This window comes from Lipingzhangella halophila, from assembly GCF_014203805.1.
Classification (GTDB): Bacteria; Actinomycetota; Actinomycetes; order Streptosporangiales; family Streptosporangiaceae; genus Lipingzhangella; species Lipingzhangella halophila.
Genome location: NZ_JACHJT010000003.1, coordinates 1 through 26,010 on the forward strand (window position 1 = coordinate 1; position 26,010 = coordinate 26,010).

General features: G+C 68.8%; 34 protein-coding genes. 4 read left to right on the forward strand and 30 right to left on the reverse strand.

Annotated elements, in window-relative coordinates; genetic code table 11:
* Positions 1-259: 259 nt before the first annotated feature.
* On the reverse strand, positions 260-442 hold the full coding sequence (locus F4561_RS31550; RefSeq protein WP_184585404.1) for a DUF397 domain-containing protein: 183 nt from the start codon (positions 440-442) through the stop codon (positions 260-262).
* Between the two features lie 2 nt (positions 443-444).
* The gene (locus F4561_RS31555; RefSeq protein ID WP_184585405.1) at positions 445-1,308 is read right to left on the reverse strand and encodes a helix-turn-helix domain-containing protein; all 864 of its coding nucleotides are present in this window, start codon (positions 1,306-1,308) and stop codon (positions 445-447) included.
* A gap of 127 nt (positions 1,309-1,435) precedes the next feature.
* Between F4561_RS31555 and F4561_RS31560 the strand changes: the two genes are divergently transcribed.
* The 3 genes from F4561_RS31560 to F4561_RS31570 all read left to right on the forward strand — a co-directional run bounded on the left by F4561_RS31560 (position 1,436) and on the right by F4561_RS31570 (position 2,556).
* On the forward strand, positions 1,436-1,930 hold the full coding sequence (locus tag F4561_RS31560) for a hypothetical protein (protein WP_184585406.1): 495 nt from the start codon (positions 1,436-1,438) through the stop codon (positions 1,928-1,930).
* Positions 1,927-2,148, forward strand: a complete 222-nt coding sequence (locus F4561_RS31565; RefSeq protein ID WP_184585407.1) for a hypothetical protein — start codon at positions 1,927-1,929, stop codon at positions 2,146-2,148. The genes F4561_RS31560 and F4561_RS31565 overlap by 4 nt, the downstream gene beginning before the upstream one ends.
* Before the next feature lie 120 nt (positions 2,149-2,268).
* Entirely contained in the window at positions 2,269-2,556 is a 288-nt protein-coding gene (locus F4561_RS31570) for a hypothetical protein (protein WP_184585408.1), read from the forward strand.
* 69 nt (positions 2,557-2,625) lie between these two features.
* Here the strand turns inward: F4561_RS31570 and F4561_RS31575 are convergent, their stop codons facing one another.
* From F4561_RS31575 to F4561_RS31695, 25 genes are all read right to left on the reverse strand, one after another.
* Positions 2,626-2,859: a hypothetical protein gene (locus F4561_RS31575; protein WP_184585409.1), complete on the reverse strand. Its 234-nt coding sequence runs from the start codon at positions 2,857-2,859 to the stop codon at positions 2,626-2,628.
* A gap of 66 nt (positions 2,860-2,925) precedes the next feature.
* Positions 2,926-3,642: a hypothetical protein gene (locus tag F4561_RS31580; protein WP_184585410.1), complete on the reverse strand. Its 717-nt coding sequence runs from the start codon at positions 3,640-3,642 to the stop codon at positions 2,926-2,928.
* Positions 3,643-3,701: 59 nt separating this feature from the next.
* The gene (locus tag F4561_RS31585) at positions 3,702-4,091 is read right to left on the reverse strand and encodes a hypothetical protein (RefSeq protein ID WP_184585411.1); all 390 of its coding nucleotides are present in this window, start codon (positions 4,089-4,091) and stop codon (positions 3,702-3,704) included.
* Entirely contained in the window at positions 4,091-4,612 is a 522-nt protein-coding gene (locus F4561_RS31590) for a hypothetical protein (RefSeq protein WP_184585412.1), read from the reverse strand. The genes F4561_RS31585 and F4561_RS31590 overlap by 1 nt, the downstream gene beginning before the upstream one ends.
* 14 nt (positions 4,613-4,626) lie before the next feature.
* The gene (locus F4561_RS31595) at positions 4,627-7,737 is read right to left on the reverse strand and encodes an alkaline phosphatase D family protein (protein ID WP_184585413.1); all 3,111 of its coding nucleotides are present in this window, start codon (positions 7,735-7,737) and stop codon (positions 4,627-4,629) included.
* Between the two features lie 2 nt (positions 7,738-7,739).
* A complete protein-coding gene (locus F4561_RS31600; protein WP_184585414.1) occupies positions 7,740-9,125 on the reverse strand; it encodes a hypothetical protein in 1,386 nt (461 codons plus the stop codon).
* A gap of 9 nt (positions 9,126-9,134) precedes the next feature.
* Positions 9,135-11,465, reverse strand: a complete 2,331-nt coding sequence (locus F4561_RS31605) for a tape measure protein (RefSeq protein ID WP_184585415.1) — start codon at positions 11,463-11,465, stop codon at positions 9,135-9,137.
* A gap of 43 nt (positions 11,466-11,508) precedes the next feature.
* Positions 11,509-11,814 carry a DUF5361 domain-containing protein gene (locus F4561_RS31610; protein ID WP_184585416.1) on the reverse strand — a complete coding sequence of 102 codons (306 nt, stop codon included), beginning with the start codon at positions 11,812-11,814 and terminating at the stop codon, positions 11,509-11,511.
* Between the two features lie 26 nt (positions 11,815-11,840).
* Complete coding sequence (locus F4561_RS31615; RefSeq protein ID WP_184585417.1) at positions 11,841-12,158, reverse strand: hypothetical protein; 318 nt, start codon at positions 12,156-12,158, stop codon at positions 11,841-11,843.
* An 84-nt stretch (positions 12,159-12,242) separates the two neighbouring features.
* Positions 12,243-12,824: a phage tail tube protein gene (locus F4561_RS31620; protein WP_184585418.1), complete on the reverse strand. Its 582-nt coding sequence runs from the start codon at positions 12,822-12,824 to the stop codon at positions 12,243-12,245.
* Between the two features lie 10 nt (positions 12,825-12,834).
* On the reverse strand, positions 12,835-13,230 hold the full coding sequence (locus tag F4561_RS31625) for a phage tail termination protein (protein WP_184585419.1): 396 nt from the start codon (positions 13,228-13,230) through the stop codon (positions 12,835-12,837).
* 18 nt (positions 13,231-13,248) lie between these two features.
* Positions 13,249-13,533 carry a hypothetical protein gene (locus F4561_RS31630; protein WP_184585420.1) on the reverse strand — a complete coding sequence of 95 codons (285 nt, stop codon included), beginning with the start codon at positions 13,531-13,533 and terminating at the stop codon, positions 13,249-13,251.
* Positions 13,534-13,543: 10 nt separating this feature from the next.
* Positions 13,544-13,921 (reverse strand): hypothetical protein, encoded by a 378-nt coding sequence (locus F4561_RS31635; protein ID WP_184585421.1) that lies wholly within the window; start codon positions 13,919-13,921, stop codon positions 13,544-13,546.
* Entirely contained in the window at positions 13,918-14,082 is a 165-nt protein-coding gene (locus tag F4561_RS31640) for a hypothetical protein (protein WP_184585422.1), read from the reverse strand. The genes F4561_RS31635 and F4561_RS31640 overlap by 4 nt, the downstream gene beginning before the upstream one ends.
* A complete protein-coding gene (locus F4561_RS31645; protein ID WP_184585423.1) occupies positions 14,079-14,705 on the reverse strand; it encodes a hypothetical protein in 627 nt (208 codons plus the stop codon). Before F4561_RS31645 ends, F4561_RS31640 begins: the two co-directional genes overlap by 4 nt.
* A 3-nt stretch (positions 14,706-14,708) precedes the next feature.
* Positions 14,709-15,662 (reverse strand): CDP-glycerol glycerophosphotransferase family protein, encoded by a 954-nt coding sequence (locus F4561_RS31650; RefSeq protein WP_184585424.1) that lies wholly within the window; start codon positions 15,660-15,662, stop codon positions 14,709-14,711.
* A complete protein-coding gene (locus F4561_RS31655) occupies positions 15,625-16,401 on the reverse strand; it encodes a glycosyltransferase family 2 protein (RefSeq protein ID WP_312885753.1) in 777 nt (258 codons plus the stop codon). The genes F4561_RS31650 and F4561_RS31655 overlap by 38 nt, the downstream gene beginning before the upstream one ends.
* Positions 16,346-17,092 carry a class I SAM-dependent methyltransferase gene (locus tag F4561_RS31660; RefSeq protein WP_184585426.1) on the reverse strand — a complete coding sequence of 249 codons (747 nt, stop codon included), beginning with the start codon at positions 17,090-17,092 and terminating at the stop codon, positions 16,346-16,348. The genes F4561_RS31655 and F4561_RS31660 overlap by 56 nt, the downstream gene beginning before the upstream one ends.
* Positions 17,092-18,087 (reverse strand): SU10 major capsid protein, encoded by a 996-nt coding sequence (locus F4561_RS31665; protein ID WP_184585427.1) that lies wholly within the window; start codon positions 18,085-18,087, stop codon positions 17,092-17,094. The genes F4561_RS31660 and F4561_RS31665 overlap by 1 nt, the downstream gene beginning before the upstream one ends.
* Before the next feature lie 36 nt (positions 18,088-18,123).
* Entirely contained in the window at positions 18,124-18,765 is a 642-nt protein-coding gene (locus tag F4561_RS31670) for a hypothetical protein (protein ID WP_184585428.1), read from the reverse strand.
* An 82-nt stretch (positions 18,766-18,847) separates the two neighbouring features.
* Positions 18,848-19,609: a VG15 protein gene (locus tag F4561_RS31675; RefSeq protein ID WP_184585429.1), complete on the reverse strand. Its 762-nt coding sequence runs from the start codon at positions 19,607-19,609 to the stop codon at positions 18,848-18,850.
* A complete protein-coding gene (locus tag F4561_RS31680; RefSeq protein ID WP_184585430.1) occupies positions 19,609-21,300 on the reverse strand; it encodes a phage portal protein in 1,692 nt (563 codons plus the stop codon). Before F4561_RS31680 ends, F4561_RS31675 begins: the two co-directional genes overlap by 1 nt.
* A 12-nt stretch (positions 21,301-21,312) precedes the next feature.
* Positions 21,313-22,965, reverse strand: a complete 1,653-nt coding sequence (locus F4561_RS31685; RefSeq protein WP_221446508.1) for a terminase large subunit domain-containing protein — start codon at positions 22,963-22,965, stop codon at positions 21,313-21,315.
* Positions 22,962-23,333, reverse strand: coding sequence for a hypothetical protein (locus F4561_RS31690; RefSeq protein ID WP_184585431.1), 372 nt, complete (start codon positions 23,331-23,333; stop codon positions 22,962-22,964). Before F4561_RS31690 ends, F4561_RS31685 begins: the two co-directional genes overlap by 4 nt.
* Before the next feature lie 17 nt (positions 23,334-23,350).
* On the reverse strand, positions 23,351-23,806 hold the full coding sequence (locus tag F4561_RS31695; RefSeq protein WP_221446509.1) for a bifunctional DNA primase/polymerase: 456 nt from the start codon (positions 23,804-23,806) through the stop codon (positions 23,351-23,353).
* A gap of 860 nt (positions 23,807-24,666) precedes the next feature.
* Here F4561_RS31695 and F4561_RS31700 point away from each other — a divergent pair.
* The gene (locus F4561_RS31700) at positions 24,667-25,161 is read left to right on the forward strand and encodes a hypothetical protein (protein WP_184585433.1); all 495 of its coding nucleotides are present in this window, start codon (positions 24,667-24,669) and stop codon (positions 25,159-25,161) included.
* A gap of 1 nt (position 25,162) precedes the next feature.
* Here the strand turns inward: F4561_RS31700 and F4561_RS31705 are convergent, their stop codons facing one another.
* The 3 genes from F4561_RS31705 to F4561_RS31715 are packed head-to-tail and all read right to left on the reverse strand — an operon-like array spanning position 25,163 to position 25,915.
* On the reverse strand, positions 25,163-25,327 hold the full coding sequence (locus F4561_RS31705; RefSeq protein ID WP_184585434.1) for a hypothetical protein: 165 nt from the start codon (positions 25,325-25,327) through the stop codon (positions 25,163-25,165).
* On the reverse strand, positions 25,328-25,561 hold the full coding sequence (locus F4561_RS31710; protein WP_184585435.1) for an Acb2/Tad1 domain-containing protein: 234 nt from the start codon (positions 25,559-25,561) through the stop codon (positions 25,328-25,330).
* Between the two features lie 12 nt (positions 25,562-25,573).
* Entirely contained in the window at positions 25,574-25,915 is a 342-nt protein-coding gene (locus tag F4561_RS31715; protein ID WP_184585436.1) for a RyR domain-containing protein, read from the reverse strand.
* Positions 25,916-26,010 lie beyond the last annotated feature (95 nt).

Consider the following 26,010-nt stretch of genomic DNA (forward strand, 5'->3'; position numbering starts at 1 on the left):
CACCGAGACCGCCCGTTCCCGGCCGCGCCCCCTGGTCTCTCCCCTCGTCCATGGCCCCGACAGCGGTATGTCGACTGCCGAGTACGCGCTGGGATTGCTCCCCAAAACGCAGACATGAGCCGCGACCGGACGCGCCCGGCAGGGTGCTGCCGCGAGTCCCCACAGCGGGGTAGGCTGACCCGTGATGCTCTACGAGCACTCAGGTACGCGATGACCCCCTCGACCACAGGCCGAGGGGGTCATCGCTATTCGGGCAGGGTTAGAGCTGCTCGCCCCTGACCTCGGTCAGGAACGCGCGCCACTCGGCGGCCGGGAACTCCAGGTGTCCCCGGTCGCGGTTCTGCGTGTCGCGCACCGCGGCGCCGGTGTCGAGGTCGGCAACCTCGACGCAGTTCTGGTTCTGGTTGCTGTAGCTGCTCTTACGGAACTCAGGTGTAGTCATGATCATTCGCTTTCTTCGGACAGTACGCCCTCTATGTGCTGGGCACTCGCCACTGTACTGAGAGATGCGCCCTGTACGTCACTGAAGGTCGCGACATACTGTGCAACCTCCCCAGTATCTTCCTCGAACTGCCCGGCCCCAACGCTGTCCGTGTAGACGATCGTCGGATCTTGTGACTCGGGAAAGTCCAGGATCGTGAACGGCCGGCCGAGCGCAGCATGAGCACCCGCGGCGAACGGGAGTACCTGAATGTCGATGTTCGGGAGCTGACCGATACGCAGCAGGTACTCGAACTGCGTGCGCATGATCTCGGCCGACCCGATCGGGCGCCGCAGGGCAGCCTCGTCGATGACGGCCCACAACCGCGCCTGACCCTCGTGCCTTTGGAGGATCTCCCGTCGCTCCATGCGCGCCTCTACCTGGCGCTGGATGTGCTCGGCTGAGGTGTACCGGCCACCGCGGAACACAGCCTCGGCGTACTCCGGCGTCTGTAGCAGGCCGGGCACGGTCGCGACCTCGTAGGTCCGGATCTGGCTCGCCTCGGCCTCGAAATCGGGTAGTGGCTCGCGCCCGCGGAACACGTCGCGGTAGCGCCACCACCAGCCCTTGTGTTTGGCCTCTCTGGCGAGCTGGTGTAGGGATTCACGCGCCGCCGGGTCCTCGACACCGTAGAGGCGCAGTAGCGCGTCGAGGTCGCCGTTCTTGACCGTCTTGAGTTCCGAGGTTTCCAGCCGGCCGACCTTGGCTCGCGCCCATCCGAGCGCGTCGCCTACGTCGCTGAGTTTGTACCCGGCATCTTCCCGTAGGCGCCTGAGCTGCGTACCGAGCCTGCGGCGGCGCACGGTTGGGCTGTAGTTGCGTGCCATAGAGGGCAGTGTAGCGGCGTCAAAAATCAGCGATTCTCTCATTTTCGGTTGTGCGGTACGCGCGGTTCGGTGCATGATGGTCGGCACCTGAGTTGCTCGCATCGCCAACCCCGAGAGGGGATCATCTATGTACACGACGTACACGACCGTCGCGCGCCTGCTGTACCTGCTGACGCTGGCGCTGCTCGTGCCCGCACGGCGGCCCGGACGCCACGCACCCGGGGCGATCCGTCCCACCCGGCCGCGGCGCACACGCCGCGTGCGGCCCTTCCTGCCAGAGGCGCCGCCGCCGCCCGAGTTGTACGCCCGGCATCACCTCGTCGGCCCGTGGCTGGTCGCACACGAGCGCCAGCAGGAGCAGGAACGCGAGGACGCGACCCGCCGCGGGCTGGACGCGTTGACGCGGCTCGCGCGGCCCGCGGACACGCCGCCGGTCGACGACATGAGCGACCTCGCCGACGCCGTCCACGCCTACCTGGCCACCACCGGCGCCCCGGTCGCCATGTGGCACTGCCCCGCACCCAGATGCGAGATGGCGGCGCCCTACCCCACCCCGCACCAGTGCCCGCTCATCGACCCCGCGCGCGCCCAGCAGGGCCCTCTGGTGGGGGTGGCGAGGTGAGCCACGTCGGCCACTACTCCACGCTGATGCACCCCCGCGCGTCCGAGGTGCACCTCACCGACCACCGGCCCCGCGAGATCGTGATCCAGCTCGCCGACGGCATGGACGTCGAGCTGTGGCCGGGCGCGGACGATCATACCGAGCAGGTGGCCTGGCTGGAGCGCGCCGAGGAGGCGCTGCGCACCGCCCGGCAGATGATGGACGACCGCGACCGATAGACCCCCGCGCGGCCGCGGGCCCCGTCCTGTGACGCGGCCGCGCGGGACCGCCGCCCCGGGCGACTGAGGGGTTCCCCGGGGCGGCCCCACGGTCCCCCTGTGAGGAGCACAATGGGCACCATGCACCATCCCCCACACTCCCCAGCTCGCCCCCGCTCAGCCGCGGCGGTCGCGTCGCTCATCCTGGGCATCCTCGGTGGCGTCACCACGTTCCCGGCGTTCGGGTTGTTCACCCTGCTGCCCGCCATGGCGGCATTGACGGGTGCCTACGGGCTGCGCACGACCCACACGCACCAGCTCCGCGGGCGCGCGCTCGCGCTGTGGGGATTCTGGCTCGGCGTGAGCTTTTTCCTGATCAACGTGGCCCTGCTGATGATCGCGGCTATCGGGGCGCGCATGGGGTACTGACCCCCGGACACACGAATGGCGCCCCCGTCACCTCAAGGGTGACGGGGGCGCTGTGCTGTGCGGAGCAGGCTATTCGGCCGGCGGGGTGTCGCCCTCCAGAACCCGCTGCACGTAGGCAGCCAGCGCGGTACCGGCGGCCGTGGCCGCACCGACACCGAGGCTGGCGTAGTCGACCAGCTCGCCGGGGGTCACCTGGTCGGCGACGACACCGGCTACGGCGAGCAGGACGACGGCCACGGCGCCCTGGGCGACGGTGCGCAGGGACCGGGACCGGGCATCAGTGGTGGTGGTCTTACTGGGCATGCGTCTCTCCTGACATGCGAAAGCCCCGGCGGTCGCCGGGGCTGAAAGGGTTCTGAAATCTGGGGATCAGCTCTGCATCTGCTCGAAAATCCGGCGAGCGCGGGCGTCTGCCATCATCGCGGTGACCTGCCCCACCGCCCAGTAGGTGACGTGTTCGCCCTGGTCGGTGCCCGATCCGTAGTCCTTGCGGAGCTTGAGTAGAGCGGTCTCGGTGTCGTCGCCGAAATGCTCGTCGACGCCGTCCTCATGCGGCCCCCACGTGCCAAGGAGATCCGAGTAGGGCTCCCCGGAGAGCTTGATCATGTACTGGAGCAATCCCACGGCCGGGCCCTGGTCGCCCTTCTTCAAACCGATCATGTCGTCCTCCTCTGCTGTCGCACCGCCAGAGCTGATGCCCCACGAGCTGGTGTCGTCGTATGGTCCGGTACTGCTGCCGTCCGGCCCTCGGCCGACGGACACGTGAACATGGGTGCTGTGTGGGTTACTGCCGCTGTAGTGGCGCCAGGTCCACCCGTGGGCACGGGAAGCGATGCGCCGGTCATAGATCACGTACTTAGCCGCGGGGTGCCCCCCTGTGCGCACCTGCTCGGCCAGCCCTGCCAGATCGAGACCGGCATCGCCGACCACATCGATCGCGCACACCACCCCGGACGCGTTGGGGTTGTGGTCGGAGGCGGACGCGCGGTGCGCCGCGTCTCCGATGGTCCATACCGTCGTTCCGGGCGCCACCTGGCGCACCTCGTCGCGCAGCCGCTCCAGCGACCGCGCCAGCCTCCAGGCCATACATGCCTCCAGATGTAGAGATGCCCCGGCGCACAGCCGGGGCGAATGGTGGGTGCGGGTCAGGGCAGGATGGCGACCAGCAGACTCACCCCGGCGCCGGTGAGGATGCCGACCAGCGTGACGATCACACTGGTCCACCCGAGCACCTGGCGCCGCTGCCCGGCGAGCTGGTCCTGGGTCACCACGTCCTCGCGGAGCTCACCGAGGCGGGTCTGGACAGCGTCCAGGTCAGCCCGGGTGGGGCGCGATGTTTCCACTTCCCGCAGACGCTCGTCGTGCTCGGCGATGGTCGACGCGTGGGAGTCCGCGCGCTTGTCCTGCTGATCGGCGCGCTGCAGGAGGAGTCCGAGCTGGCCCTGCACGTCGGCAAACCCCTTGTCGATGGATCCCTGGAGGCGTGCCAGCGCGACCTCCACTGAAGGCGGCATTCTCTCCGGGTCGTCGCTCATCACGCGGTCCGTTGGTAGAGCAGCCGGGTCTGATTGCCGCCGCGCAACCGGGTCTCACCCGTATCGCTGCTGTCCTGGGCGAACTGCATTGTCACCGTGGACGGGTCGGACCCGGACTCAAAAGTGCCGGAGTCATAGGCACTGTTGAAGTTGGACTCCCCGGTCCCGCCGGCCACGCGTGAGGTGGAGTTGGCCGGGCGGCGGAAGATCACCTCGCCGCCGGAGTTGATCGCCGAGCCCGGACTGCGGTTGTATGCCTGGCTGAAGCTGGAGAACAACACGTCAACGCTGGCCTGCTCGGGCCAGCGCCACACGAAGTCAGCGTCGGCGTGCGCCGAGTAGGAGATGTAGAGCCAGTACGCGTAGAGGGCGTTGGGCTCCGGCAGGAAGCTAATCTCGCTGTCCTCGAAGCTGGTTTGCTCGGTGATGACCTGGTCGTTCTCCTGCGCGATGATCCGCATTCGGCCGGCGTTGAGGATGTCAGCGGTGAGGATCTGGCCCGCCCGTACCTGAATGACCACCTGGCCCCCTTTCGTTAGAGCCCGATCACGGCGGGTTGGGTCAGCGCGACCGCTGTGCCCGCGTCGTGCTCGGCGTCGACGTCGTTGACCGCGCGCTCGACGGTGAACCGTTGCGGGTTCTCGACGCGGAGCTCGCGGAACGACAACTCCGGATCGGTGTTGTCGTTACCGGCGAACGCCAGCGCAGCCACACCTGCCCGGCCCGTGCTAATGGTGTCCTCGGTGACCTCGCGGTCGAGCTGCCAGTAGCTCGGCTCCGGGCGCCCATCATCGGGCCACACCCGGCACAACACCCGGTCGCCGACCAGGCGAACCCGGACGTGGAACACGTCGCCGCCCTCGTAGTCGAACCCGGAGTCCTCATTGCCGTCGATCTCACCCTCGTGAGTGGACGACGTCGAGTTCGTCAGCGACAGGAACACATTGCCGCTGCTGGTGTGGTGGATCCGCACCAGGTAGAACTCGGTGTTGTCGACGTAGCGCAGCAGCACCGACGGGGCGAGGGATCCGCCGCTGGCGGTGGCGCTCACCGACACGGAGACGGTGATGTCGCAGTCGCCCACCTCGGCGGTGTCGAGCACCTGGAATCGCGCATCCGTGGGATCGGAGGCCAGGGTGACGGTGGCGACACCGTCGTCGATCTCGCGATCGGATGCGGAGCCCCCCGTCTCGGCCCAGTCGTGGCCACTGTCGGAGATGCCCCAGGCGTCGGTCTCGGTGCGGTCGAAGTCGTCCCACGCGAACGGCTCGCACGCGGTCACGCGAGCGGTCTCGCCGCCCATGGTGACGTCGAACGGGAACTGCTCCGGCAGATGGTCCCCGGGGCCGTCCGTAGTGATCCACAGCGCCCGGTCGTGTGGCCCGTCCTGCTCGGTGAGCACGAGCAACTCGGTGTCGATGTTGTCGATGCCGTCGGCGAGGACGCTGCCAGAGGTGTCGAGCCGGTTGGGCTCGTCGGGGCCGGCATCCGGCGCCAGGGTGAACACGATGTCGTCGATGAACGCAGTGTCCTGGTTCTCTGAGACGCTGCCGTCTTTCTCGTATCGGAACGTGATCGTGTCCGCACTACTCACGTCGTACTCGTCGGAGAGCGTCCACTCGCCGTCACCGGACGCTGTGAGCTCCTCGCTGGAATCGACGAGGAAGCGGAAGAAGTCGAAGTCCTCCTCGCTGGAGACCCGGTACCAGAACCGGACGGCCTGCGCGCCGGTCGGGACGGTCACGATCGCATCCGACGTCTCATCGTGGGTGATCACACCGGAGCGTAGCGACCACTCACCCGACGCGGCCTCGGCGTCGGTGCGAGTCCATGGCTCGTCGCCGCCGTCGGTGATGGTGATGTCGAGGTCGGCGTCCTCGAAGTCCTCGGCCACCCGGCCGGTCTCGGGTAGGTGGGCGATGGTCAGCGGCCCGGCCGGGGTGGTGTTGATCTCCACGTCCCACCGGTGCGGCCCGATCGTCTCGGCGTAGCCCTGTGCGATCAGGGCGACCGTGCCGTCGGGATGCTGCGGCGGGAGGTTCGACACCTCGATCTGGTCGCCTAGGTCTACGTCCAACCACCCCTCGACCACCTGCGGCCGCACGTTTAGCGCCGGCGACACGGCGGGGTAGCGCATGCCGGGCCACGTGCCCAGGTGCACCCGCCAGCCGGCCTGCGATTCGAGCTGGTCGTCGTCGTTGACGTTGAGCGTGGCGCTCTCGTCGTAGCGGCCGTAGGTCTCGACGTGGTCGTCGTCGACGACGCGCGCCTCGCCGCCGTCCTGGCGTGACACCGCGACGTCGTTGCGCACGCCGTCGTCGTCCAGCATGGGCGCGAACGGGTCGACGATATCGCCGAGGTTCTCGGCGGCGGCGTCCAGGGCGAACACCGTGCTGCCGACGTAGGAGTACCAGGTGTGGGCGCGCCACCGGCTGCCCATGTCGTATCCGGTGCCGGCGACGGCGATGGTGTGCCCGCGGTCGCGGATGCGCACGAGTCCGTAGTGGCCCCGGCCGCTCAAGTTGGGGCCGGTGTCGGTGGCCGGTCCGCTGGTGCCCCCGGAGTCCAGCGCGGAGAACTGGTAGATCGGGAAGTTGCCGTGTCGGTTGCCGCCGCCGGTGTCGATGGACAGGGCGTGGGCGTCGCCGGAGAGGGCGCACATGCGGGTGAGCCACCCGGTGTCGCCGAACAGCTCGACGAGCTCGTTACGTTCATGAAGGAAGGAGGCCCACGAATCCTCGTGTTCGCTGACCCACTGCGACGGGGTGAGCCACACCATCGCCTGCGCCCCAGTGTTCGCGGTGAGTACCTGCTCCATCCACGCCTTCTGTGCCGCGCCCAGCATGGTCTTGGACTGGCCCTGGGGGTCGTCGTTGGGATCGCGGTCGGCGCGCACATCACTGAGCAGGAACAGCACCCGGCCGACGGTGAACGACTGGTAGATCGGGTTCGCGCCACTCCCGGCGGGCAGGCCGTAGTGCGGCACCCGCTCCCGGTAGACCTCGCAGGCATTGTCCCGCCCCGACGCTGTCCGGTCTGAATCGTTCGGCCCGAAGTCGTGATCATCCCAGGCGTACACCAGCGGCACATCACGGTAGAGCCGGTGTTGGCGGGGTTGGCGTAGCACGTCGTCATAGGCACGGCGGTAGTTGGCCAGTGACCCACCGCCGGAGATGCCGTGCGACCCGGAGCCGAGGTCGTAGTAGTGCATGTCCCCGCCATGGGCGAAGAACAGCGGGTCGGCACGACGGATCTCGTCGAACACCGGGTGATTGGACAGTCGGTCGGCGGCGAGCACGGACCCCTCCCCGGAGTACTCCGGAGAGGCGCCGGCGCAGGTGGCCATGGCGAACGTGAAGTCCGCCCGCTCCCCCTGCCGCGGGTGGGTACGGAACGTACCGGTGGTGTCGGTGTCGAGGGTGTCGTCCACCTCGATGGCGTAGTGATACCGGGTGTCAGCGTCCAGGCCAGTGGCCCGGATGGAGACCATGTCATCCGAGGTGGCCGTGTCCGGGCCAAAGTACGTCGGCGAGGACAGGTCAGAGCTTTCGGAGACGGCCAGCCGCGCCTCGTCGCCATCGATGCGGGCCCGCACCCAGGCCGAGGACTCGGTGACCGCGCCGACCCACACATGCTCCACAGACACGGTCACTCCCCCTGGTTGTAGGTGCTGCGGCCCGGCCGGTACGCCAACGACGGCGTCTCACGCGCCTCGTAGAGGATGCCTGCGTCAACCTCGGCGGCCTGCTGCAGCAGATCCAGCAGCGTCTCGGGATGCTGCGGCCCTACGACCATCGTTTGGTCTAGGTCGCCATGCACCTCGAGGGCGATACCCTCCTCGGAGCACAAGCGCTCGATACGCCGGCCCGCGGTCTCGCCGCGGTGTCCCCGCATCGCCCGCACCATGTCCGTTACTGGCGGCGGGTCGGCGGTCCACGCGGCCAGGTGAGCAACCAGGAACGTCTGCTCGTCGACCGTCAGACCCGGCGTGCTGCGGCCCATGCCGATCCCGCCGAGCCCGGCGAACTGCCCGGGCTCGACGACGGTGATGACCTCCTCACCGTCGATCAGCACCGTAATGTCGAGATCGGACCCGCCCTGCTCGACGACCAGACGCAGATGGTGAGGGCGGCCGTCCCAAAACCCTCGCGCGGTCACGGTGTCCAGCGTGGACGAGGACTCGGCGCCGTCCTCAGTAACCTTTATGCTCAGGTCAATCTCATCATCGTCGGGGTCGGTACGCACTTGTATCTGGGTGAAGGGGTCGCCCGGATCCCCGGAACCGGCATCAGCTACCAGCATGGTGGACACTGCCGCGCCCTCGCTGCGCGCGAACACGATGTCGGCGGTCACGCCGTCGGTGTCGTAGGCCCCATGGATCCGCGACGAGATTCCGGTCTTGGCGACGTTGACGCTGGATTCCAGCCAGGGCGCCATCTCCGCGTCGGCCCATTTGATCTCGGCCTCACGGATCCAGGGGAAGAGCTGGGCACGGCCCACCACTGGGCGCGCGGAAAACGTGTCCTTTCCGTCATCCAGCGGCCAGTACCCCACCGGGTCGGAGTCGACGATCCGGCGCCGCAGCGCGGAGTGCAGCGCCGCCTGGCCCTGACCGAGGCGGCGCAGGATTCCGGACGCGGTCACCTTGACGCGTGCCTCACCCTCGTAGTCTCCGGACGACAGGTCGCCGTAGGGCCAGGTGGGCGCCCACTCGGCGACCTCTCCGGCGAACCGCACGTGCCACTCGCCCTGCCACTGCACGGAAATCCGCAGTGGGGTACTGCGGCGCACATACGGGAAGTAGCGCGACTGGGGCCGGCGTGGGGTGTAGTCCCCGTCCGGGTTGTCCAGCTCGACGGCCACTGAGGACGGCTCGACACTGCTGGCCTCGTCCTGGCGGCCCCGGGTGATTTGGATTGACTGTGAGTGCACGTCGCCGGAGACGTCGGTCCAGTCCCACGTGTCGGGGTCGGCGGACAGGTTCGCGCCGAACGCGATCTCCACGCGGAGGCCAATCCGAGACGGGAAGTCCACGCGGCCCCCTTACTGCCCATAGGCGGCTTGCACGCGGCCGCCGCCCTTGACGCGTACCGACTTGCGCAGCCACTGGTCCAGCGCCCGCGGCAGTCCGGATCCGTCGATGGTGACCTCCACAGGTGCCGCGCCCCCTGCGCCTCCGCGAGCCGAAGGGATTTGCGGGACTGCTCCGGCGACCGCGAGTTCACCGGCGGCGGAGACCTCGCCCACCGAGGCACGCAGCCCTTCGGCGAGCATGTCGCCGATCGTGGCGCCGGCGATGTTCGGAGCCCCGGACCCACTGAGCGGGCCTTCCTTCGCGGGGCTGAACGGGAGCTTGTCGCGGATCTTGGACGCGATATCCGAGGCGGTGTCGCCCAGGCTTCCCATCATGCCCTTGATGCCGCTGATTAGCCCCTTGATTACATTCTTGCCCGCGTTGACCAGCCAGTTCTTGGCGTTGGACAGGGCGTTCTTCACCTTGCCGGGGATGCTCTTGACTTTGGAGAGCAGGTTGGAGACCCCGTTGGACACGAAGGACTTGATGCGGGCCCATGCCTGGCGCGTGATTGCCTTCGCCATCAGCCACGCCCGCTGAATATGCATCTTCGCGAGCAGGAATCGCTTCAGGATCGCGCCCACCAGGGCCTGAATGAGCCCGGTGACCGTGTTCTTGATCCAGTTCCAGGCCGCCGCGGCGGCGCCCTTGATGGCGCTCCACGCCGCGGCCATGCCCGCCTTGATCTGATCCCAGTACTTGATGATCAGCCCGACGGCGAGCCCGATCGGCCCGGTGAGGATGCCCAGCAGCAGCATCCAGTTGTTCTTGAGCCATTCGATGATGAATGAGACAGCCGTAGAGATGGCGGACTTGAGCCATTCCCAGGCGGCGAGCGTGGCCGCGACGATCTTGTCCCAATAGACGACGATCAGCGCGATGATCGCGATCAGCGCGATGATGGCCAGGATGATCAGCCCGATGGGGTTGGCCATCATGGCCGCGTTGAGCAGCCACTGCACCGCAGTCCACGCGATCGTGAGAGCCCGAGCTACCTTGAGCAGCGTTGTCCAGATTTTGATCGCCGCGGTCTTAAGCAAGATGACCGTTTGCACCGCCGCCACGACCACCCGGAACGCGGTCATCGCCATGGTGGCGATCTTCATGACCCCAGCGATCGCGGCCGCGGTGCCCAGTAGCCCGCCCAGTGCGGCACCGAGGACTTTCACGGTGCCGGCGTTGTTCTGCATGATCCCGGCCAGCGAGGACAGCATCGACCCCAGGGGCGAGAGCACCACCAGGGCGGCGCCGAGCGCAGCCACGAACCCCGCCCCGAACCCCTTGATGGCCGGTAGCGCGGCGACGGCGAAGTCCTTGATTCCGGTGGCGATGCGGGTGACCGCGTCGGTCACCCCGGCCGACTCCAGTTTCGCTCCGACGTCGGAGATGATCCCGGGTAGGGCGCCCATCCCAGATTCGACCTTGTCGCCGATGGTCTCCACGGCCGGGGCGAGCTTGTCCATCAGCGGCACCAGCATCTCGCCGAGGCTGGTGACCACCTGCCCCTTGGCGGCCTGAAACGCGCCGCTGAAAGTTTTGCCGGTTGCGTCGGCCGCCGCCTGAGCCTTCTGAAAGCTCTCCTGGGTGGGATCACCCAGCACCGCGAGCAGGTCTTCCAGGCCGATCTCGCCCTCGGAGGCCATGGTCTTGATCTCGCCGGAGGTGACCCCGATGTGGTCGGCCAGCTCCTCGAAGATCGGGAAACCCGCCTCCGAGATCATGTTCAGCTCGCCGTTCATCGCCTTGCCCTGGTTCTGCGTCTTCGTCAGGGCAGACGTGATGGAATCAATCTCAGCCGGCCCGCCCCCCAGGGACTGCACGGCGACGTCGATGTTCTCCAGCATCCCGACGGCGTCGCCGCCCTCAACGCCGAGGTAGCCCAGGGACACCGCGGCGTCCTGAAACGCCTCCGCGCCGATCGGGGACTGGGCGAACTTGCTGTTGAGAGTGTCGATGGTGTCGGCGGCCTTGCCCGCGTCCCCATACATCCCGGTCAACGACGCCTGGGCGTTCTGGATGGAGTCGGCCATCGAGAACACGTCGCCGGTGAACGAAGCGACGCCGACCGCGGCCAGGGCGCCGCTGGCGACCCCGGCCATGGTCTTGAACTGGGTCCCGAGACCGCCGATCGCGCTGCCCGCGGATGCCGACAGTGACCGCCCCAACGTGTTACCGGTGGTGCGCCCGGCGGCGGCCGCCGGCCCGGCCAGAGCACCGGTCATCCCCTTCTGGGCAGCTCCGCCGAACCCCTTCATGGTGGGAATCAGACGCACATAGCCGACACCGACCTCGGTCGCCATAGGCCGGCCACCCCCTCTCGGGTCGCGGACCTACAGCGGCGCGCTATTCAGATGTGGATTTGGGTCCGTAGCGGTCGAGCAGTGCCGCCACCTCGGAGGGGTCCCGGTCGCTCGTGTCGCCGTACTGTTTCGACTCGGACTGAGCCAGCGGACTGACGCGCTTGGGTTTGCGCCGGTTCTTCTGGCCGTCCTTGGATCGCTGCCAGTTGGCGATGCGCAGCTCGTCGAGCACCATGTACAGCAGGTGCTCGGTCAGGGTGTGGCCGTCGCCTCCGTGCTCGCGCGCCGTCTGGCTGTGGGGTTCGTGGGCCAGGGCGTAGGCCGCGGCACCCAGGTCGCCCGCGGACAACTCCAGCGGGTCGATCCCCCGCAGGACTAGGTCCGCTTGCGTCGCTTCGAACGATTGCGGGTCTGCGAGGAGGGCGAGTGCGCTTTTCCCGAGGTTCCCGAGTGGTCCGCCCACGCCTGCACCAGGTCCTCGGCGGCGCCGGTCGACATCTCCATGATCGCCTCATAGACCTCGCGGCCGGCAATCTCTTCGAGGGCTTCCTCGCTGCCGCCGGTGAACTCCTGCAGCAGTCCCGACTTCACCGTCTTCATGTGGGGCAGCTCGTAGCGCTGCCCGTCCATCCCGATGAAGGGGAAGGGATGGCGGTTAGCACCGCCGCCGGCGGAGCGTGCATCGAACGTCATCGCGCGGATCTCCAATCAGGTGCGCGGAGGAGGGTTGGACACCCCGCGGCCGGCTCCGCGCGAGACCGGCCGCGGGGTGGATCGTCAGGACTCACCGGCGATGCCCTCACCCCAGGCGTCGGAGTTGGAGTACTTGACCATGAGGTCGCCGTTGCCATCCGGGTAGCAGGTCAGCGTCATCGGGTACTGCACCGGATCGCCGGAGTTGGCGTAGGGCACTTCGTCGCGCTCGGTCAGCTCGCCGTTGCCGATGTAGATCCGCAGCAGCTCGTCGCCGTCGATCACGTCCAGCACGAACGCCCGCGGGTCGTGGGTGGGCGGCTTGACGTGCATCTTCCACTCGCCGTTGTTCTCCTCGACGTGGGAGCCGGGGTGGAACAGCTCCAGGGTGGAGCCGCGAGTCTGCAGCAGCGTTAGTTCGATCGTGGCGGTGGACTCGGTGCGCACGCTGCGTACCGTGGTCGCTCCCTGCCAGCCGATGATGGTGTCCACCGAGTCGTCCCAGGACTCCACGGCCCCGTCCTCGTTGAGGTAGCCGTGGCCGGTGAACGCCGAGTCCAGCGAGCTGGAAGCGTCCTCGGGCGCCTCGGCGGTGCCGCGCGGAGCGGAGTAGAACGCCCCGGTGATACCTACGCGGACCTCCTCGGCCGCCAAGTTTGCAGACATGTAGTCCCTCCTATGGGGCTAGATAGATGGCTGAGTCCGCGCGGATCGTGAGCTCGTAGGTCGCCCACACGCGGGGCGATGACGTGGTGGGGTCGTCGTCGTGGCGCGGCCCGAGGAACTCCTCGACCCGGTACACCGGGGGGCCGATTTGGTCGGTGCCGGACAGCGCCCACAGAGCCCCACGCACGTCCAGGGCGAGACCCATCGCCTCGTCGTCAGTCGGCGCCCAGCACCACACGTCGAACCGCGCCCGGTCGCGCACCGGTGCCTGGGCCTGGCCGCCGACCCGGCGCATCTGGACTAGCCGTTCCGGCCGCGGGTCGGGTACCCGGGTCACCACCGGCACCGGGTCCACAACGGGCAGCAGGTGGGCGCGCAGTGGGGGGAAAATGTCGGGGAAGGCCACGATGCACCTCCCTCTGGGTTAGCCGCGGGCGGCGTCGATCGCCCCGCCGAGAATGCGGTGCCGTCTCTCAATGGCCAGCGACTCGGGATGGACCGCGATGATGGTCGCCCCGGCCCGCGACTGGCCGATGTAGGTATCAGCGATGACCTCGGGAGGGTCGCCGTAGTGGTACCGGGCGGCGAACTGGGGTGCGGCGACACCGCGCACCGCATCCGCCCGGCGCTGCAGGTCGGACTCGACCCCCTCGCCCTTCATGACGGCCTGGTAGCCGGAACTGCTGTGCCGGAAGCGAACCCGGGCCATGGGCGCCCCCTTATCCGTCGACGACGCGCAGGGTGACCTCCATGTGGTGCACCCCATTGCGCGACAGCGGGTTGTACAGCGGGGCCGGTTGCCCGTCGAGCCGGAACACCACCTGCTCGCCGGAGGGGTGGTCGTCCCACTCGACACGGTCGCGGCGGCGCACCCCGGTGTGGTCGGTGACCATGAGCCACCGGGCCTCCATCGGGTCAGCGCCGTCGACGGCGACGAGGCTGCGCTGATCCTGCTGCAGCCACGCCCGAACCTCACTCCGCTCGGCGGCCTCGCCGTAGTCATAGACCGTGTTGCCATAGGAGTCAGTGGACTCGACGGGATGGACGAGGGTCACGGTGTGCGGCATCAGCCGGGAGGGGACGCCGACGCTGGTCATCGCCTCCCCTTCCGTTCGGCTCGGGCGATGCGCTCCGTGAGCCGGGCGATGCGTTTCTGTGCATCGGTGGCCTTCGCCTCGTCATCGGCCTTCTGGGCCCTGGCGAGCTTCTTCTGCTCACGGGCGAGCTCTCGCTGGTCGCGCTCCACCTGGGTGCTCATCCGGCCCTCACCCCGATCGTGCCGACCCGGCGCCGGTACCCGGCATCGTCGAGGGCGTCGCGGTCCTCCTGCAGCATCCGAACCGAGGCGCCCGGACTGCCTCCGGACTGCTGCAGCTGATAGTTGTAGATGCCGACGCGCTCGCTGACCATGCCCGGGGTCTGTGTTGGGGCGAGCAGGGTGCGCAGCACCATGGACGCGACCACGTCGACCACCACGTCGGGCACCTCGGCGTCCCCGTGGGAATAGGTCACCCGATAGGCGTCCGGGTGGCACCACCACAACGGCGCCGTCGTCGGCTCCGCCGGGCAGGCCGGGGCGATGTCGATCTTGTCGACTCCGTCGAACACCCACCCGGACAGCTCCACATCTGGGGTGCCGTCGCTGGCGAGCGCGTACACCGAGGTCACCTCGGTGACGGGTCGCTGTGGAAGGCGCACTACGGTGCCCACAGGGCGCAGCGTGATCTCGTCGCCCTCCACAGGGGTGAAGACGCGCCGGGTGTAGGCGCGCACCCTGGCCGACGCGCCCTTGAGTAGCCCGTCGGCCCGGGCCTCCTCGTCGTCGGTGAGGTTGCGGCCCAGTAGGGCCGCGAGGTCGTCCTGTGTCGCGAGCGGATCCACGGCTCACCTCCTGTCGAGGTCGAGGAGGAACTGGGCGTGAAGCTTTCCGCCGCGGCCGCGCACGTCGGGCGGCAGCACGCCGTCGATGAACTCCACATCGGTCGGCCGCGGCCCTTGCGTGGCGGCCTGCTTCACCGCGTCGGGCAGCTCTTCGGCACGATCGACGTGGTAGCCGATGCGGTCGCGGTAGACTCTCGCCTCCAGCGTGCGGCCCTGCTCGCGCTCCAGGTTGCGGTCCCGGGTGAGCCAGGACGGCAGCACCACCGGGACCCCGAGTGCCATCGCCTCGTAGATCGTGGATCCGCCGTCGGCGATGACCACGTCGGCGCCGGCGTATTCGGCGAGGGTGGCGCGCCGGTCGTCGCGGTGGCGCGGGTGCCAGGCCGTGACGACGTCGTAGACGTCGGGGTCGAGGAGGCGCATCACTGTGTCGCGGTGCCACCAGGACGTCGCGCCGGCGCCGGGCGCGCGCGGGTTGCCGCGGGTGTAGCGTTCGGATCCGCCGCCGTGCGTGGGGGCGTAGACCACCCGGATACGGTCGTCGCGCTCCAGCGCCGGGACCGTGCCCTGATAAATGGGGTCGAGCTTGGGGTAGCCGAGCTCCACGATCCGGTTCCTCTGCACACCCCCGTCGATGAAACGCGCGGTGTGCACTGGTCCCGGCGAGACGACATGGTCGAACGACCTCATCTTGACGCCGTGCCTGTACGACTTGTCGGCGATACCGTGGCTGATCTGTACACCGGTGCGCCCAGTCTCGCGGCGCCCCGCACTGTAGCGATGGCGCACGGCGAGGTAGACGTTGGTCGCGCCCCGGTGCGGCTGGCGGTCCACCACGTAGGAGCCCGCCGGAAGGTGGGCCAGGATGGGGCCGATGTAGGCATCGGTCATCCCGCCCGGCACCATCGCCCCGGTCTGGTCATCCCACCCGGTCGCGTTGCTCGCGAACACGATCACCGACGCCTCCCAGTAGGGTCTCGCGCAGGCGCGCGGCCTGCTCGTCCACCTCGGCCACAAGGCCCGGATCGGTGTCGGCGTGGATCCAGCGCCCGGCGTCGTCCAGGGTGGACGAACCGGTGTCGATCCTCCGCCACAGCCGTTTCAGCTTCTGCCGGGTTTCGCGTCGGTGCGGTGACCCCCGGCCGGTGGCGACCGAGGTCACCAGCGATTCGGGTTGGCGGATCCGGTGGTACGACGGCTCGCCGTGGATCACCACGTGCCCGTAGTAGAGGGCGGCCGTGGTCATCACCGCGTCGTAGGCCACCCGGTAGCCCGGGTGGGTGAGCCGCCGTGCGGCCGACGTGCGCCAGAGCTGGGACAGGTGCGCGGTGTAGCGCATCCGCCGGTCCGGCGTGCGGCCCCGGATCGCCCGGTGCTCGACCCGCCCGTCCTCGCGGTGGTTCGTGAACGGCGAGAACACCGCATCCGTACCCTGCTCAGCGGCGGCGAGCAACGCCTCTATCCGGTGCGGCTCGGACGCGTCGTCGGCGTCGTGGGGCACCCACCACTCGGTGAGGCACGCCTGCGCGGTGACCGCGTCCACGAAGTACCGGCCGCGGTTGTGCGGCAGGTCCACCACGACCAGGCGGCCGTCGTCGATGCCGTCCAGCGCCGCGCGCAGCGGCGCCGGATCGTCACCGTCATTGACCACCAGGCACGTCAGGTCCCGGTGCGTCTGCCCCAGGATCGAGGCCACCGCGGTCCGGATCGTCGTCGGACTCCGCCAGTACGGCACCGCCACCGTCACCCGCATCAGCCACCGCCCGTTTCACGATCAGCGCCCCGCGGCGGTGCGGCCGCCGGTTCCACCGGATGAGTTCACGCTCCGGCCACTGGCCAGCGTCGAGCACCTGTTCCACGCCGGCCTGAACACCGTGGTTGGGGTCGCAGGCGTCGTGCAGCACCACCACCGCGTCCTCGGCGAGGTGCGGCAGCCATGCCGCCAGGTCGGCCGCGACCGCCTCGGCGGAGTGGTCCGCGTCGTGGAACAGCAGCCCAATCGGCGGCCCGGACCATTTGGCGCCCACGGACGCGGCATAGCCGCGCTTGACCGTATGCGTGTCCTTCGTAGCGCCGATGCGGGCCAGGTGGCCCTTGAACGCGGCGTAGGTCGCCGGCGCCGTGTAGGTCGGCGACATGGAGCTGTAGCCGTCCTTGCGCAGCCCCCACGGGTCCACGCTCGTCACATGGGCCCGGTGGCCCTCCTGCGCGCCCAGCAGCAACCACCCGGTAGCCCTGCCCTTGAACGCGCCCAGCTCCACAATGGCCTGATCCGCGGGCACGCCCGCGGCGAGGGCGCGAAGCCGGCGGCATACCGCCAGCTCCACAAGCCCCGCCGCGCGGCGGCCCCGGCGCCACTCGGTGACGAGCCCAGCGTCGATACCCATCAGCTCTCACTCGACCCCGGGCCGCTAACCTGCAAATTCGTGATTTTGCCGTGCGCCTTCTCGTTGCCGTACTCCAAACCGATCTCGCCGTAAATCTGGCTGCGCTCGGCCGCGCCAACCTTCGCCAGCGGTTCCACGAACAAGAAGCCCTTGCCGGGCACGTTGAGGAATACCGGGGCGCACTGCTCCACACTGACCACCGCGATCTGGTCGGTGGGCATGTGCCGGTTGAGCACGACGTTGAGCCGGCCGAAGTCGGTCTCAATCGTCGTCACGGACACACCGCCGACGTTTCTGGTGGCCTCCTGATAGTTGCGGTCGGTGATGAACAGCTCGGTGAGCTGGCGCTTCTGCCACCCGTTGGCCATCAGGGTGGCGGTGTCCTGCTCCTGGATCCCGCCGTTCTGCCACACCCGCTGCAGAAGGTCAATCACCATGTCATCAGTCAGCGCCGCACCCCCGCCATCCTCAATGTTGGTCTCGATCGCCGCCAGGATGCCCTGCGTCTTGCGGGGGTCGGCGTTGGTCGACGGGTTAGCGAACGTTCCGGTCAGGAACGTCTTCTCGATGTCGCGGGCGATCTGCACCAGAGCCTGGCGGATCTGCCAGTCCAGCTCGTTGGCCACCGGGTTTGTGCCGGCGATGCCCACCGACCCGGGGTGGTCGGAGCCGGTCGAGTTGAACTGTCCGGTTGCGGCGAGCTTGGTGTAGGAGACCTCCAAAGCCTCCTGATGGATTTCGCAGACGTTGACCACATTGAACCGCGCCCGCGCCCGCGGGTCCGGGGCGTCGGCACCCTCAACCCGCTGCCGGTCGTCGGCCGCGTCACGCAGGTCGTAGCCCTGCCACTGGAACAGCGTCGACATGGTGGCCTTGCCGCCGGTCAGTCCGCCGATCATGGACAGGAACGGCGTGTCAGTAGGCGTCTCAGCGAACAGGTCGCCTACGAAATTCGGCAGGTTGAACGTGGTTCCCTGCCCGGTGATGCCAGGCATCTACCCTCCAAAGGTTCGGGCAGGCGCGGCCTGCCGCTAGCTGTTGTTCTGCTTGGTCAGCCCCAGCAGTTGTTGCGTCTTGAGCTGCCGCGCGGTAGCGAAATCACCCTGCTTTTCCGCCGCGGCGATCTGGTCGGCCTGTGTGGGCTCCGGCGGATTGGGCATCGCGCCCGGCCGCAGGTGCTCCACAGGGGTGTGCTGAGCCGCCGCAGGCGCCGGCTGCTGCTGGGTGCCGCGCAGTTCCACCAGCCGCTGAGCCTGGCGCTTCAGCGTCTCCGGGTCCGACCCGGTCAGGAACGTCTCGGCGTCCTCGTCGCTGATCTGGTGGGCGGTGCGTAGCGCGTCCCGCCATGCCTGCGTCGCCTGCTGCTCAGCGGTCTGCTGCGCTTCTTGGGCCCGCTGGAGCTCGGACTTGTCGCGGTCCTCGAACTCCTTGATCCGCGCCGCGGCCTCGGCCGCGGCCTTCTCAGCGGCCTTGCGCGCCTCACGCTCGGCCTGCAGCGCCTTCTTGCCGCCCTCGCCCAGCGGCTCCTCCTGCTGCCCCTGGCCTTCCTGCGGCGGGTCGCCCGCCGGCGGGGACGCGGGTGGCTGCTGTGCGGCGGGATCCTGCGGTGGCCCCGCGGGCGGAGCCGGGGCAGGCGGCGACTGCGGTGTCGTCTGTGGTGTCGGTTCGGTCACGGTCAATGCCTCCATCGCAGAGGTAGGAGCCCGGCCGCGTCGCACGTCCGGGCAACCCCGCCCGAATGGCGGGGAAGATCAGTCAGCTCTCCCAGTAGGCGCGCCACGCGCGCAGCGCCTCAGGCCCGGACTTGCCGCCGGCGACCTGGTCCCACTGCTCACGCAGCCGCTCCACCTCGGCCGGTTCCGGTTCGCGCCGGTACACCAGCTCCGGTGTGCAGTCGCAGTTGTCGTGGTAGGACTCGCCGATCTGGCGGTCGCCGCGGGGGGCGCCGCGGCCGCGCCCGACCACCGTCGTCGCCGAGGCTTTGGAGTACACCGCGCCGCGGGACGCGAGCATGCTGCAGAACGCGCACGGATTCGATCCGGTCACCCGGCGGTACCCGGCGACCTCCTCGCGGCCATAGAACGTCTGCATCGTGGTCGCACGATCGCCCGCCATGGCCTGACGTACTGCCGCACCTGATATCCGCTCGGACATCGCCCGCAGTGACGCGGCCTCGCTGCCGGAATCCCGCATGTGCGTCTTGAACGCCACCGGGCCCGTGACCCGCAGCGAATCCGCGATGACCTGACGTTCGGGCACTGTGCGCACCGGCTCCAGGTCCACACCTTCGATGCGGGCGTGCCTGCGCAGGTACCGCACTCCCAGGTTGGCCGAGGCGTCCGCGCCGCGCGCGACGAGCCGAACCGCCTGGTCCTCTACCGAGGACCACCAGGCGTCGATGTCGGCGCCGTCGGCACCACCAGCGAGACGCCGCATCCGCCGGCGCACTAGGCGACGCGTTCGTTCGAGCTCGCGCCGGTGTTGGGTGGTCAGAGCGCGCGCCTGAGCCGAGGGCATCAGTCATCCTCGTTGGTGCGCAGCGTGACCGGCATCGCGCCAGGAACGAACTGGGTGCCCTCCATGCCGGCACGGCGGGCGGCGTCCTCCGGAGTCACCCCGGCCCTGATCAACGCGCCGAGCGCGTCGGCCTGGTCCTTGACGGCCTCCGGGTCCTGCTCACCCTCCGGATCCTGTTCGCCCTCGGGCACGCCAGGCGCCTCGGGGTCCGCGGGCGTTCGACCGGCCGCTGCCTGCTGCTGGCCGTCCTCGCCGTCCTCGCCGGCCAGTGCGGCGAGCTCGTCCATGATGTCGCGCTCGTCAGCGGCTCTGTTCCACCGTTCGAGGTCATTGTCGGTGACGTTGGGTAGGCGGTCCCACAGCTCACGCGGCGGGATTTCGAGCTGCTGGCTCATCTTGCCGAGCGCGTCCACAATCTGTCCCAGCGACCGCGGTGTGGTGTCGCGCCACACCACCTGCGCGCTCGTGTCCTCCCACGTCTCACGGTCACCCATCGCCAGGCCGCACAGCCGCATCATCTGCTCAGTGCTCTCGCCGAACGCCGTTTTGTGTTCCGCGATGTCCTGCTGGTGGCCCGCCTCCAGAGCCGCCAGAGCCTCAGCGGACACGTTGGACACGCTCTCGCCGACGACCATCGTGTGCGGCGGGATCTGGCGCCTCGACGCGATGTACAGCAGGGTTTTGTCCCGCGAGGCCAGATAACCGCTGAGGTCGGTCTGCTCGAAGTCACCGAACCTGCCGTCGGGGGATTCGTTGCTCCACACCCGGTTGACCGCGGCGTTCCACGGCTCGATCGGGTTGCCGTCCTCGTCCTCGGCGATCGCCATACCCGTCGCCCACCGCTGCCGGAACGCGGCGTAGAGCTCAGCCATCTTCAGCCCGAACGTGGACTGGTTCAGCCCGCGCTGCGCGGGGAGCAGGGGGTAGACGATGCCCTCCGGGCCATCATCCAGGTCACCGTAGGACTCCATGAACCTGACGAACGGGCACACGCTCAGCCCGTGTTCGCGCACCGTCACCCGACGGGCGTCGAACGCCAGCCCCTCGAAGTTGGACATGGACACGTGGTCGGCCTGCCCGGTGGCCACCGGGGTGACCATCGTCGCCGGCACCACCACCGAGTACTCGAACTGGTCGTCATAGATCGAGATCGGGGTTTCCATCGTCGCCGGCGACCCCTCACCGATCACCGGGCGCGGGATGCCCACAGTGACGGCGTACCGGGGCCACTCGTCGTTGATCGGATCGTCATACAGCGCCGTGCACCGCCGCGGCGAGAACGGAGTGATCACCGGTGTCGGCTTGTCGTGCATCCGCCCCGGCAGCACCCGGGCATAGGAGATGCCGTACTCCAGCGCCGCCCGCCACAGGCCCGCCTGGCGGGCATCCATACGGTTGGCCTGCCACGCCTCGTTCCACACCCGGGCGTTCTCGGCCGCGCGTGCCGGCCGGTAGCCGTCCACGAACAGGTTCTGCGCGATCGAGGAGACCACCAGCGGCAGCACGTTGAAACGCGACTGGTCCACCAGTTGCCGGTACTCCTCCGTGGCCGACTGCGGCACATACACGCCAACGATCTTGTTCTTCAACCAGTCGTGCGTCTCCTGCAACCGCACCGACTCGGCGCGACGCTGCGCCAGCAGCCACTGGCCCACACGCGACAGCGCCTGGGTGTCCAGGGGGTCAGCCACGATTCACACCCCCTATCCCCACGCGATGACGCGGCCGGACTTCTTCTTCGGCCCAGCGATGTACTTCTTCCAGGCAGGCGACATCAGCAGATCGTGACGCGCCATGTCGGCGAGCAACGTGGCCGCCCAGCCGTCGACCTTCCTCGGCGAGTTCCTGCGCTCCTTGCCGAAACTGACCCCGTACCGGTTCACCCGGCGGCGGGCGTTCAGCACGTGGCGGCGGTGCTGCGCATTCCCGGTGTGCCTGATCGAGGTGTCGGCCACCGCAGCGGCGAGCCGCTCGTTCGCCAAGGTCGAGGTCTGCAGTCGACCCCGCATGTCCCACCCGATTTCGCTGGTCGGCGAGGCTTTGATGATCAGGTCCTCGCGCCAGGTCCCCGCCCAGGCGTCGATGTAGGACGACCAGTGTTCGACGTCGGCGTAGAAGGCCACCACGTGGTAGCGCTCGAACGCCAATCGGACGGCCTCATCCACGGCGACCCGGTCGACCTCCCAGCCGTCCCCGGCCGGCCCAGACGGGCGCTCCCAGATACCGAGCGGCTGCATGAGCCGGTCGGAGACGCGGCAGGCGACGAGCGCCGTAGCGTCCTCCCGGATCGCGCCGTCGAAACCCAACACCACGGTGTCGCCGTCGACGAGCAGCTCGTCGACACGGCAGGCATCCCACTCATGCGGAGCGATCAACGAGTCCTCAGCGACCGCCACCTCGTTGAGATAGAACCTCCGCGCGTCGGCCGGGTGGGTGCCCAGGTCGTGCACCTCAGCGATCACACGATCGATGTCCACCCACGGCGAATCCGCGTAGAGCTCGACCAGCCCGGCGCGAAGCGCGTCCACGTCGGAGAGGTCGCGCACGACCGCCTTGGGGTGGTACCGCATCAGCCCGACGTCAACCGCCTGGCCCTCGGCGATCTTGTCAGCGTAGGCCGCGGTCAGCTCCGCAACGGAGTCCTCACCGGGCGTCCACGCGTTCGTCGTTTCGAGGCTGCGCCCGCCCATCTTGCCGAGGTTGCGTCGCAGCGTCGCCGCCAGCCGGGAACCGCCATTGGTGTCGGTCCACAGGTGCGGCTCATCCATGATCGCGTCAGTGAGGCGCTGACCCTCACGGGTCGCCGCCGAGGCCGTCACCGGCTGCAGAATCCCCGCGCGGGTCCGCACCCGCGACAACCCCAGATCCAGACCGGGCACCTCGTCGGCCGCCGCGCCCTCGCGCAGCATGCCCAGCACCAACGACATGGTGTTGTCCGTCTGGTCCTGGCTGACCGCGGCGAGCTGGATGTGCGGGGACGCGCGTGGCCGGCCGACCGCCTCACCGCGGGCGTCACGCCCGTCGTAGACCACCGGGCCCGCCAGGGCGCAGCACGACAGTGCCGCCGCCAGCGGACTCTTGCCCGAGCCCTTCGGCATGACGATCTGGCCGCGCCGGTAAATCCACCGGCCGGGGCCGTCGACTGCGAACCACCAGGCCACCACACGCCCCTGCGCCTGCGTCCAACGCCACGGCTCACCCGCCGACTCGCCGTCAGGCTGGCCCAGCATCGCCTCGGCCCACGCCAGTACGTCCAGCCCGATCGTGGCGATGCCGTGGTCAGAGGGCCATCCTTCGGGGATGCCGTCGGCGGCGAGCGCGATCCGCTGGCCGTCGACCAGCAGGGCGCCGCTCATCCCGCGGTGCGCCGGTCCCACCGGGCGCGGGCCGCGGCGCGAGCCTGCTCGGACGTGTGCGCCGTCTTCTGCTTCGCGCCCGACGAGGAGTCAGGCAGCTTCAAAGCCTTGAGCAGCCCCGACAGCACACTGCGGTGCTGGCGCAGCTCGGACACCAGAGGGGACGCGACGAGCTGGCCCTGCGACCCGGCCACCATCAGGTCAGCGCCGTCGAGCGCGTCCTCCAGGCGCTGGACAATGTCGGCCTCACGGCACGCGTCATGCAGGATCCGCACCTCGTCGGGGCGCAGCGTGTAGTCGGGGACGATGCTCTCCCACAGGGCCGTGCCAGCGGCGGCGAGGTTCGCGGGCATCTCGGGGGCGGCCATCGGTCACCCCCTCAGCGTCACGTCAGTGCGTTGATTACCTCGGACAGATCCGCGAGCGTCGCAGGCGAATCGGCGTAGCGGACCCCGAGGGCGATGTAGCGGCCCTGCCCGTAGATCTCGATCTGCGCGCCATCGTCGGTGCGGATCCTCCGACCGTGCTCGATGTGGCCACGTCCCCAGAGGTGGAGACCTGTGCCGCTCGGCGAGATCTCTGTATAGGTCGCCGGCGCCCGGTCGAGGATGTCCTGTGCCCAGTCGGCGATCCGGCCGCCGGTCAGGCAGTGGTCGAGGTCGATGCATACGATCCCGTCGTCGACGGCCAGCACGTAGCCCAAGCCAACGCCGCGGCGCGACCGGGCGGCTGTCGAGTACGACGTCCACGTGGCCGGGCCCGTCGAGGAGGCCGGGCGGCCGTCGGCGCGCAGTGGAACCTTGCGCTCGTCGCGGCGCACCCACCGCCGGCGCGAAGTCATCTCCGCAGGGAGCGTGCGCCGGGCGCGGGATGCGCGCTGGCGGCATCGCGGCGAGCAGGTGCGCGCGTGCGATCGGGCCATGATCGGCATCGGTTCGCGGCACTGCTCACACAATCGCTGCATGTGACCAGTATACCCCGGCCAATGTCACACTTTCTATCGTGTGATCAGGGAGAACGAAGAAATCCCTCACTCCGCAGAGTGATTACTCAACGAGATCAATGCAGGTCAAATCGTAGAAAAAACGTACGCACAGTTAGACGGCCTATGCCGCACCGTGGGCGCCGCCGACAGCGAACCGGGGTCCCCCCCACCCCGCCACGCCGAGTCGCACCGCGCCACCGTGGTCACGTCACATGGTGTGTGTGCTGCAACGATTCTTTTTATTTCATGTCATCAACACTCATTGGCGTCGATGACTGATCAAACCTGGATGCGTTTCGCTGTCTCGCTTGCGCTTTGGCTGCTGCCCTCTCGCCGCACGCGCTTGTAGCGCTGTGCGCTTGCGATGATGTGTCCTGCACAGCGTCCTGATGTTGTCGATGCTGTGGTCCTGTGCATCACCTATGTGGTCAGCGTCGGTGCCCTGTGCTGTGCAGCGTGACCCCTCCTCGTCCACCCACGTGCACTGGTGGTCGTCCCGGTCCAGGGCCTGGGCCCTGAGGGCCTTCCACCCCTGGGGTCGTGGGGTGGTGCGCCATGCGGTGGGGCTCTCCTGCCAGGGCATAGCCACCTCCGGGGTTCTCTCTGGGGTGGGGGTCTGAAATGACCCCCCTCAAAATGACCCCCGCCGGGAAACCGTTGCGGCGTATCGCGCGTCTCATGGAACGAATCCGCGCACTCCCCCTTTGGAGGGCTTCATGCCTCGCATCGCAGCAAACGGCGCCGTTATCTCCGACGACAGCCAGTGGTACTACACCGGCTTCCAGTGGAAGCCCTTGGTTGACGACGCCGCGGGCAAGCCGGGATGGGAGGAAACCGCGGACGCGGGCAAGCTGGCGAAGCCGGACTCCTCCTCGGCGGGCAAGAAGCTCGCGGCCCTGGTGTCTGACCACGGGTCGTTGCAGGCGGCCGAGCGTGCGGCCGGTGAGGCCGAGGCTGGCGGGTTGAAGCAGAAGCTCGTCACCTACAAGAACACTGAGGAGTTCCAGGCTGAGGCGCCGCGGATGATGGCGGCCGGGTGGCGTATCCAGGGCCAGTCCGCGGGCAACGACCATACGACGGCGGGACGGGTCGGCGCGGGCATTGTGGTCGGCGGTGTGCTGACTGGCGGTGTGGGTGCGCTGGTGGGCGGGGCTTTGGGTGCGGCGTCGAAGAAGAAGGGTCAGGTTCAGGTGACCTGGGAGCGGGACTAGGTCACACCTCCCGGTGTTCGCCCTGAAGCCCGGCGATGCCGGCCCACACGTCGGCGAGCTCGGTGACGCGCTCCATCTTGGCCAGGTCAGTCTCGGCCTCGGCCCAGTGCAGCAGCCGCACGGCGTGGGAGAGGGCTTGGTCTCTGGTGGGCAGCTCGTCAGCCATTCAGAGGTTGCTCTCGGGCTGGAACACGGCGCGCACCGTCCACATGAACCCGGTCTGCAGGTGGGTGCGGCCGAGCGCCAGGGCACGCTTGTCGATGTCGTCACGCGCGTTCAGCTCGGCGACCAGGAAGCCCAACTCGTTCTCGATGGCCTTGATGCGGTTGACCAGGTCGATGCGGTCCTGCGGGTGGTGCCGATAGCCGGTGACCTTGCCGGGCTCCTGCGGGTCTGCCATGGGAACCTCCTATCAGCACAGTGCGCCGACGATCGCGTGGAACAGGGCGTCCTTGGCTCGCTGTTCCTCGGAGAGCTGCTCGTAGGGGACCAAGCATGGGTGCGTGCGGCGGGCAGCGTCCTTCACTTCGCCGTGAGCCCAGCCGTCGGCGAGCTTGAACTCGCACCATGAGTTGTGGAGCTGCTCGGGTGTGGCCCCGTCGAGGGCCTTGGATACGCCGTCTCGCGCGGAGTTCCGCTGCCACCGGGGCGCCTCGTCCCACGGCAGGGACGGGGCAGGGTCGCCCTGCTCAAGCTGGAGCGCGCGGTTGGCGTCGTGGGCCACGCGGGCGATGGTGTCGACGTGTACGGCCATGGGTGCTTCCTCCTGCTGGCGAGGGTGGTGTGTGGTGCCCCGGTCTGGCTCGACGCGCCCCTCGCCGACACGGAGCCAGACCGGGACGATCAGGG

Coding starts and splice junctions, on each gene's coding strand:
- F4561_RS31685 (WP_221446508.1), bottom strand. CDS start 22,965: ATGAGCGGCGCCCTGCTGGTCGACGGCCAGCGGATCGCGCTCGCCGCC.
- F4561_RS31615 (WP_184585417.1), bottom strand. CDS start 12,158: ATGACGTTCGATGCACGCTCCGCCGGCGGCGGTGCTAACCGCCATCCC.
- F4561_RS31665 (WP_184585427.1), bottom strand. CDS start 18,087: ATGCCTGGCATCACCGGGCAGGGAACCACGTTCAACCTGCCGAATTTC.
- F4561_RS31570 (WP_184585408.1), top strand. CDS start 2,269: ATGCACCATCCCCCACACTCCCCAGCTCGCCCCCGCTCAGCCGCGGCG.
- F4561_RS31695 (WP_221446509.1), bottom strand. CDS start 23,806: ATGACTTCGCGCCGGCGGTGGGTGCGCCGCGACGAGCGCAAGGTTCCA.
- F4561_RS31660 (WP_184585426.1), bottom strand. CDS start 17,092: ATGGGTATCGACGCTGGGCTCGTCACCGAGTGGCGCCGGGGCCGCCGC.
- F4561_RS31715 (WP_184585436.1), bottom strand. CDS start 25,915: ATGGCCGTACACGTCGACACCATCGCCCGCGTGGCCCACGACGCCAAC.
- F4561_RS31700 (WP_184585433.1), top strand. CDS start 24,667: ATGCCTCGCATCGCAGCAAACGGCGCCGTTATCTCCGACGACAGCCAG.
- F4561_RS31690 (WP_184585431.1), bottom strand. CDS start 23,333: ATGGCCGCCCCCGAGATGCCCGCGAACCTCGCCGCCGCTGGCACGGCC.
- F4561_RS31705 (WP_184585434.1), bottom strand. CDS start 25,327: ATGGCTGACGAGCTGCCCACCAGAGACCAAGCCCTCTCCCACGCCGTG.
- F4561_RS31585 (WP_184585411.1), bottom strand. CDS start 4,091: ATGAGCGACGACCCGGAGAGAATGCCGCCTTCAGTGGAGGTCGCGCTG.
- F4561_RS31620 (WP_184585418.1), bottom strand. CDS start 12,824: ATGTCTGCAAACTTGGCGGCCGAGGAGGTCCGCGTAGGTATCACCGGG.
- F4561_RS31550 (WP_184585404.1), bottom strand. CDS start 442: ATGACTACACCTGAGTTCCGTAAGAGCAGCTACAGCAACCAGAACCAG.
- F4561_RS31555 (WP_184585405.1), bottom strand. CDS start 1,308: ATGGCACGCAACTACAGCCCAACCGTGCGCCGCCGCAGGCTCGGTACG.
- F4561_RS31630 (WP_184585420.1), bottom strand. CDS start 13,533: ATGGCCCGGGTTCGCTTCCGGCACAGCAGTTCCGGCTACCAGGCCGTC.
- F4561_RS31575 (WP_184585409.1), bottom strand. CDS start 2,859: ATGCCCAGTAAGACCACCACCACTGATGCCCGGTCCCGGTCCCTGCGC.
- F4561_RS31605 (WP_184585415.1), bottom strand. CDS start 11,465: ATGGCGACCGAGGTCGGTGTCGGCTATGTGCGTCTGATTCCCACCATG.
- F4561_RS31580 (WP_184585410.1), bottom strand. CDS start 3,642: ATGGCCTGGAGGCTGGCGCGGTCGCTGGAGCGGCTGCGCGACGAGGTG.
- F4561_RS31635 (WP_184585421.1), bottom strand. CDS start 13,921: ATGACCAGCGTCGGCGTCCCCTCCCGGCTGATGCCGCACACCGTGACC.
- F4561_RS31640 (WP_184585422.1), bottom strand. CDS start 14,082: ATGAGCACCCAGGTGGAGCGCGACCAGCGAGAGCTCGCCCGTGAGCAG.
- F4561_RS31675 (WP_184585429.1), bottom strand. CDS start 19,609: ATGCCCTCGGCTCAGGCGCGCGCTCTGACCACCCAACACCGGCGCGAG.
- F4561_RS31560 (WP_184585406.1), top strand. CDS start 1,436: ATGTACACGACGTACACGACCGTCGCGCGCCTGCTGTACCTGCTGACG.
- F4561_RS31710 (WP_184585435.1), bottom strand. CDS start 25,561: ATGGCAGACCCGCAGGAGCCCGGCAAGGTCACCGGCTATCGGCACCAC.